Origin of the sequence: Pseudomonas sp. ES1, from assembly GCF_050586605.1 — a bacterium.
Taxonomy (GTDB): domain Bacteria; phylum Pseudomonadota; class Gammaproteobacteria; order Pseudomonadales; family Pseudomonadaceae; genus Aquipseudomonas; species Aquipseudomonas sichuanensis.
Map to the genome: position 1 here is coordinate 19935 of NZ_JBOBDM010000070.1, position 7165 is coordinate 27099.

At 65.4% G+C, this 7165-nt stretch carries 7 protein-coding genes and 1 pseudogene; all 8 read right to left on the bottom strand.

The window, feature by feature from the left end; all coding sequences use genetic code 11:
• Positions 1-1233, bottom strand: coding sequence for an OprD family porin (locus ACQ4N9_RS23230; protein ID WP_390970468.1), 1233 nt, complete (start codon positions 1231-1233; stop codon positions 1-3).
• A 35-nt stretch (positions 1234-1268) separates the two neighbouring features.
• Positions 1269-2837: pseudogene (locus tag ACQ4N9_RS23235) on the bottom strand (cation acetate symporter); the annotation flags it as partial.
• Positions 2828-3136, bottom strand: a complete 309-nt coding sequence (locus tag ACQ4N9_RS23240; protein ID WP_110993846.1) for a DUF485 domain-containing protein — start codon at positions 3134-3136, stop codon at positions 2828-2830. The pseudogene ACQ4N9_RS23235 and the gene ACQ4N9_RS23240, both read right to left, overlap by 10 nt.
• Before the next feature lie 200 nt (positions 3137-3336).
• Positions 3337-4413 carry a 1,2-phenylacetyl-CoA epoxidase subunit PaaE gene (gene paaE, locus ACQ4N9_RS23245; protein ID WP_390970470.1) on the bottom strand — a complete coding sequence of 359 codons (1077 nt, stop codon included), beginning with the start codon at positions 4411-4413 and terminating at the stop codon, positions 3337-3339.
• 15 nt (positions 4414-4428) lie between these two features.
• On the bottom strand, positions 4429-4953 hold the full coding sequence (gene paaD, locus ACQ4N9_RS23250; RefSeq protein ID WP_125858579.1) for a 1,2-phenylacetyl-CoA epoxidase subunit PaaD: 525 nt from the start codon (positions 4951-4953) through the stop codon (positions 4429-4431).
• Positions 4940-5698, bottom strand: a complete 759-nt coding sequence (paaC, locus tag ACQ4N9_RS23255) for a 1,2-phenylacetyl-CoA epoxidase subunit PaaC (protein ID WP_390970473.1) — start codon at positions 5696-5698, stop codon at positions 4940-4942. The genes paaD and paaC overlap by 14 nt, the downstream gene beginning before the upstream one ends.
• 8 nt (positions 5699-5706) lie before the next feature.
• On the bottom strand, positions 5707-5988 hold the full coding sequence (gene paaB, locus ACQ4N9_RS23260) for a 1,2-phenylacetyl-CoA epoxidase subunit PaaB (RefSeq protein WP_390970475.1): 282 nt from the start codon (positions 5986-5988) through the stop codon (positions 5707-5709).
• Positions 5989-6014: 26 nt separating this feature from the next.
• Positions 6015-7004, bottom strand: a complete 990-nt coding sequence (paaA, locus tag ACQ4N9_RS23265; protein WP_390970477.1) for a 1,2-phenylacetyl-CoA epoxidase subunit PaaA — start codon at positions 7002-7004, stop codon at positions 6015-6017.
• Between the last annotated feature and the right edge of the window lie 161 nt (positions 7005-7165).

Genomic DNA, 7165 nt, shown 5'->3' on the forward strand with positions numbered 1-7165 from the left:
TTACCAGAGCGCCAGGGTGTAGCCGATGATCAGGCGGTTCTCGTCCACGGCATTGGTCAGGCCATTGCCGGAACGGAAGGTAACGTTGCGCCAGCGCAGGCTGACGTCCTTGAACGGGCCGCTCTGGATGACGTAGGTGATGTCGGTGTCGCGTTCACGCTCGCGGCCATTGCTGACGGTGGCGGTCTCGGCATGGCGGCCGTCGGTGTAGCGGGTCATGAAGCTCAGCCCGGGGATGCCCATGGCCACGAAGTCGTAGTCGTAGCGCAACTGCCAGGAGTCGAGCCCGGCACGGGTGAAGGTGTTGTAGGTGACCAGGTTGACGGTGTACGGGTCGCCGCCGTTGAGGAACGGGAACGCGCTGTCGCCGGACATCTGCTGCCAGGTGGCGGTGAATTTGTGCGCTTTCACGCCGAGGGTGAACATGGCGTTGAAGTTGCGGTTGTCGATGCGCCCGGCGCGCTCGGCGCCATCGCCGCGGCTGTCGAAGTAGCGCAGGTCGCTGCGCAGGCTCACGCCCTCGGCCAACGGCTGGGTGTGCAGCAGGCCGACATACTGCTGGCGGTAGATCTCTTCGAGCTTGGCGTAGTAGTAGCTGACGCTGGTCTGCGGGGTGAAGGCGTAGCTGCCGCCACCGAAGTCGAAGTGGTCGCTGGTGGCGGCGCCATAGCCGATATCGTCGCGCCCGGAGGAATCACGCAGGTTGGCCTTGGTCAGGCGCCCGCCGTTGAAGGTCAGGCCGTCGAGCTCCTGGCTGGTCAGCAGGCCGCCCTGGAAGGTCGAGGCCAGCAGGCGGGTGTCGTTGTACACCACCACCGGCAGGATCGGCTGCAGGGTGCCCAGGCGCAGGGTGCTCTTGGACACCCGCAGCTTGCCGGTCAGGCCCAGCTCGCTGTAGTCGTCCACCGGTTCCTTGCTGTCGGGGCCGAACGGCAGCAGGCCAGTACCGCGCCGGTCGCGGCTGGAGTCGAGCTTGATGCCCAGTTGGCCCATGGCATCCACCCCGACGCCGACCGGGTCGTCGGTAAAGCCCGACTCGAAGCGAGCGGTAAAACCCTGGCCCCATTCCTCGGCCTTGTTCTGCGGCGCGTTGTCCTGGCGGAAGTCGCGGTTGATGTAGTGGTTGCGCAGCTCGACGCGCGCGTGGCTGTCGCCGATGAAGTCCGCCAGGGCCGGCAAGGGCAGGGCGAGTGTGGCCAGCCAGGCGGCCGAGGTGAGGCGTGTGCGGCTCATTGTTGTGGTCCCCGTCGTTCTTATTGTTTTTGTGTTCAGTGCTTGCTGGCGCCGGCGGCGCCGATACCGGTCATGGAGCGGATGAACTGCGCCAGGTAGCGGCCACGTTCGTCCTGGGCGCGCTGCGAGCTGTCGGTGACCGAGAAGGCCCAGGCGCCGAGGAACGCCAGCGACATGGAGAACAGCGCCGGATTGCTGTAGGGGAACAGTGCGTGCTCGTTGTGCAGTACGTTGACCCACACCGCCGGGCCCAGCACCACCAGCACGATCGCCGAGAACAGCCCGGCCAGGCTGCCGCCCACCGCACCGCGGGTGGTCAGGCCTTTCCAGAACATCGACAGCAGCAGCACCGGGAAATTGACCGAGGCGGCCACCGCCAGTACCAGGCCGGAGAGGAACGCGATGTTCTGCGATTCGAACAACAGGCCCAGCAGCACCGCGAACAGGCCGATCACCAGGGTGGCGATGCGCGACACGCGCATTTCCTGCTGCTCGCTGGCCTGGCCTTTGCGCATGACGCAGGCATACAGGTCGTGGGACACGGCCGAGGCGCCGGACAACGCAAGGCCGGCAACCACGGCGAGGATGGTGGCGAAGGCCACCGCCGAGATGAAGCCGAGGAACAGGTTGCCGCCCACCGCCTGCGCCAGGTGCACCGCCACCATGTTGCCGCCGCCGATGATCGCGCCTGCGGCATCGCGGTAGGACGGTTCGGTACCGACCATGACGATGGCGCCAAAGCCGATGACGATCAGCAGCAGGTAGAAGTAGCCGATGAAGCCTGTGGCGTAGAACACGCTCTTGCGCGCTTCCTTGGCGTCGCTGACGGTGAAGAAGCGCATCAGGATATGTGGCAGCCCGGCAGTGCCGAACATCATCCCCAAGCCCAGTGAGATCGCATCCACCGGATTGGACAACAGCGCCCCCGGCGCCATGATCGCCTGGCCCTTGGCATGCACGGCCACGGCGCTGGCGAACATCGCCTCGGTGCTGAAACCGAAGTGCTTGAGCACCATGAAGGCCATGAAGCTGGTGCCCGACAGCAGCATCACCGCCTTGATGATCTGCACCCAGGTGGTGGCGAGCATGCCGCCGAAGGTCACGTACAGCACCATCAGCACACCCACCAGCATCACCGCGTACAGGTAGCTGATGCCGAACAGCAGTTCGATCAGCTTGCCGGCGCCGACCATCTGCGCCACCAGGTACAGCAGTGCCACGGTCAGGGTGCCGAACGCCGAGGTGATGCGCACCGGGCCCTGGGCCAGGCGGTAGGAGACCACGTCGGCGAAGGTGTACTTGCCCAGGTTGCGCAGGCGTTCGGCGATCAGGAACAGGATGATCGGCCAGCCGGCCAGTACGCCCAGGGCGTAGAGCAGGCCGTCGTAGCCGTTCATGAACATCATCGCCGAGATGCCCAGGAAGGACGCGGCGCTGATCATGTCGCCGGCGATCGCCAGGCCGTTCTGCATGCCGGTGAGGCCACCGCCGGCGGTGTAGAAGTCACTGGCCGAGCGGGTGCGCAGCGCCGCCCAACGGGTGACCAGCAGGGTGAAGCAGACGAACACCAGGAACATCGAGATGGCGGTCCAGTTCATCGTGCGCACTCCTGCTTGACCTTGTCATTGAGCGGGTCGAGCACGGTGTTGGCGCGATGGGTGTAGATCCCGGTGAGGGCGAAAGACAGCAGCACCATCAGCACCCCGACCAGCATGCCGACACTGGTCACCCCGCCGCTGAGGGACTGGCCGAGCACGCCGGGGGCGAAGGCCACCAGCAGGACGAAGCCGTAGTAGGCGGCGAGCATGGTCAAGGTGAGCGTGCCGTTGAGGCGGCGCTTGCGCTTGATCAATTGCTGGAAGTCAGGGTGGTTGTTGATGCTCTCGAGGTGCTCGGGGGTCATGGCTGGCGTTCTCTCTGGCTGTTGTAATTGTTTTTTCAGGTCACGCGGGTGTTGCGGGTATCGGTGTTGGCTTCTTCGCGGGTAAACCCGCTCCCACAGGTCTGTCGGTGCCTTCAGGTTCAGCACCGATCTTTCGGTGCCTTCGGGGGCAGCACGAATCCTGTGGGAGCGGGTTTACCCGCGAAGCAGGCAACGCGGTGTCAAAGCTGGTCGAAATCGAGCACCACCTTGTCGCTCAAGGGGTATGTCTGGCACGACAGCACGTAGCCGGCGGCCACTTCGTAGTCTTCCAGGGCATGGTTGCTGTCCATCTCCACCTCGCCCTCGATCACCTTGCACTTGCAGGTCGAGCACACCCCGGCCTTGCACGAGTAGGGCAGCTCGGCACCGATGGCGTTGCCGGCATCGAGCACGCTGCGGGTGTTGCGCGGCAAGTCGAAGGCCAGGGCGCGGCCATCGCTGATCACCGTCACATGGCTGACCGCCGAATCCCGCTCTCGCGCCGCCTCGCGGGCTTCGCGACGGGCTTCGCTGCCGGCGGCGGCGAACAGCTCGTAGTGGATGCGCGCGTTGTCCATGCCGTTGGCCCGCAGGCTGTCGCGCACGGTCTCGGTCATGGCCTGGGGGCCACAGATGAACGCGGCGTCGAGCTGCTTCACATCCAGCCAGCGGGAGAACAGCTGGCCGCACTTGTCGGCGTCGATGCGGCCGTTGTACAGGTCGACGTCCTGTTGCTCGCGGCTGAACACGAAGATCAGGTTGAGGCGGTCCAGGTATTGGTTCTTAAGGTCTTCCAGGCGGTCGCGGAACAGCGCGCTGTTGCTGGCGCGGTTGCCGTACAGCAGGGTGAAACGGCTGTGCGGCTCGCTGGCCAGGGTGGTGGCGACCAGCGAGAGGATCGGGGTGATGCCACTGCCGGCGGCGATGCCCAGATAATGGCCGTGGCGCAATGGGTCCAACGGCACGAAGAAGTTGCCCGATGGCGGCATCACCTCCAGTTGCTGGCCCGCCTTGAGCACCTCGTTGGCGAAGGCCGAGAAGCGCCCGCCGGGCACGCGCTTGACCGCCACGCGCAGCTCGCCATCCTGCACGGCGCTGCAGATCGAATAGGAGCGGCGCACTTCCTCGTCATCGAGGTGGGTGCGCATGACCAGGTACTGGCCCTGGGTGAAACGGAACGCTTCCTGCAGATGTGCGGGCACGTCGAAGGCGATGGACACCGCGTCGCGGGTTTCCTGGCGCACTTGCTTGATGGTCAGGCTGTGAAACGGGCTCATGGCGTTCTCCACGGCTCAAAGGCATTTGAAATAGTCGAACGGCTCCAGGCACGCGCGGCAGCGGTACAGCGCCTTGCAGGCCGTGGAGCCGAACTGGCTGAGCAGTTCGGTATGGGCGCTGCCGCACTGCGGGCAGCACACGTTGGGCGTGCTGCCGCGCAGGCTGGCGCTGCCCGCGGGTGGGGCTATGCCATAGGCGCGCAGGCGCTCACGGCCTTGCGCACTGATCCAGTCGGTGCTCCAGGCCGGCATCAGCCGGCGCTCGAGTGCGGGTTCGGCGAAGCCGGCCTGCTCCAGGGCCTGGCGGATGTCGCCCTCGATCACCTCGGTGGCCGGGCAGCCGGAGTAGGTCGGGGTGACCACCAGGTGCAGGTGGCCGGCGCGCCAGTCGAGGTCGCGCACGATCCCTAAGTCGACCACGCTGACCACCGGCACTTCCGGGTCCATCACCTCGGCCAGCACCGCCCAGGCATGGGCCAGGTCGCCGTGCTGCTGGGCCCGGGCGCCGCGATCGCCGGCGATCAGCTCACCAGGTTGCATCGGGGTAGGCTCGCGGCAGGAATTGCATTTCGGCCAGCAGCAGGCCGAGGTGTTCGGTGTGCAGGCCTTTGCGCCCGTCCAGGTAGAAGTGGCTGGCGGCCTTGGGCAGAGGCAGGTCAACCGAGGCGAAGATGGCCGTGACGGTGTTCAGCCAGTGCTGGGCGATCTGCGCCGGGTCGGTGCCGATACCGGCCTGGGCCAGCTGGGCTTCGCCATCGTTGGCGACGCTCAATTCGACCGTGAAGCGCCACAGTGCCGGGATGGCCTCGAGCATGCGCCGGCGGCTCTCTTCAGTGCCGCCACCCAGGCGTTGCACCCATTCGCCGGAGCGGCGCAGGTGATAGGTGACTTCTTTCAGGGCCTTGGCGGCGATGCCGGCGATGCGTTCATCGCTGGAGGCCGTCAGCCCTTCAAGGGTGGCGTGGTGCCAGGCGTCGTAAAGGAACTGCTTGAGCATGGTGACGGCGTAGTCGCCGTTGGGTTGCTCGACCAGCAGCAGGTTGCGATAGGCGCGCTCGTCGCGGCGGTACGCCAGGGCATCGGCATCGCGGCCGTCATCGGCCAGTTCAGCGGCGTAGTCCAGCCAGTTGCGCGCCTGGCCTACCAGGTCGAGGCCGACGTTCATCAGCGCCAGTTCTTCTTCCAGCGCCGGGGCCTTGCCACACCACTCGCACAGGCGCTGGCCCTGGACCAGGGCGCTGTCGCCGAGCAGCAGCAGGTATTGGATGAGTGCTTGCTTGTGCATGGCGGGCCTCACATGTGTCCGACTTCGGCGGGCAGCTCGTAGAAGCTGGCGTGGCGGTAGACCTTGTCGTCCGCCGGGGCGAACAGCGGGCCTTTCTCGTCGGGCGAGGAGGCGGTGATCAGCGCCGAGGGCACCACCCACAGGCTCACGCCCTCGCTGCGGCGGGTGTACAGCTCGCGGGCGTTCTCGATGGCCATGGCGGCGTCGGCGGCATGCACGCTGCCGACGTGCTTGTGGTTCAGGCCGTGCTTGCTGCGCACGAATACTTCGTAGAGGGTCCAGTCAGACATGCTCGATCTCCGCATCGATGGCCGCTTCAGGCGGCGTTCTTGTTCTGTTGTTTGCGTGCGTAGGCCACGGCGGCCTCGCGTACCCAGGCGCCGTCTTCGATGGCCTTACGGCGGGTGGCGACGCGTTCCTGGTTGCACGGGCCGTTGCCCTTGATCACTTCGTAGAACTCGTCCCACTGGATTTCCCCGAAGTCGTAATGACCGCGTTCGGCGTTCCACTTGAGTTCAGGGTCGGGGGCGGTGCAGCCAAGCAGTTCCAGCTGCGGCACGGTCTGGTCGATGAAGCGCTGGCGCAGTTCGTCGTTGGTCTGGCGCTTGATCTTCCAGGCCATCGACTGGGCGCTGTTGGGCGACTGTTCGTCGCTGGGGCCGAACATCATCAGTGCCGGCCACCACAAGCGATTGATGGCGTCCTGGACCATGTCGCGCTGGGCCTGGGTGCCGTGGCGCATCATGGTCAGCAGCAGCTCGTAGCCCTGGCGCTGGTGGAAGCTCTCTTCCTTGCAGATGCGCACCATGGCGCGGGAGTAGGGGCCGTAGGAGGTGCGCTGCAGCACCACCTGGTTGACGATCGCGGCGCCGTCCACCAGCCAGCCCACCGCGCCCATGTCGGCCCAGCTGAGGGTGGGGTAGTTGAAGATGCTCGAGTACTTGGCCTTGCCGCTGTGCAGCTTGGCGATCTCTTCGTCGCGGTCGGCGCCGAGGGTTTCCATGGCGCTGTACAGGTACAGGCCGTGGCCGGCTTCGTCCTGGATCTTGGCCATCAGTTGCAGCTTGCGCTTGAGCGACGGGGCGCGGGTGACCCAGTTGCCTTCGGGGAGCATGCCGACGATTTCGGAGTGGGCGTGCTGGGAGATCTGGCGGATGAGGGTCTGGCGGTAGGCGTCGGGCATCCAGTTCTTGGCTTCGATCTTGATCTCGGCGTCGATTTTTTCCTGGAAGGCGCGCTCTTCGGGCGACATCTCTTCCAGCGACTTGAGGCGTTTTACGCCGGTTTCTACGAGCTGTGCATACATGTTCGGGCTCCCGGTGGTGGGCGGCTTGGGGCGTGGGATATTTATAAGCGATACAAAACACAACATCAAACAGTATTTGATGTATCAAATAAGATTTGTGTATCGCTTTGAGATCAAATCGCGGGGCAAGCCCACTCCCACGCCAAACCCTATGGAAAGGA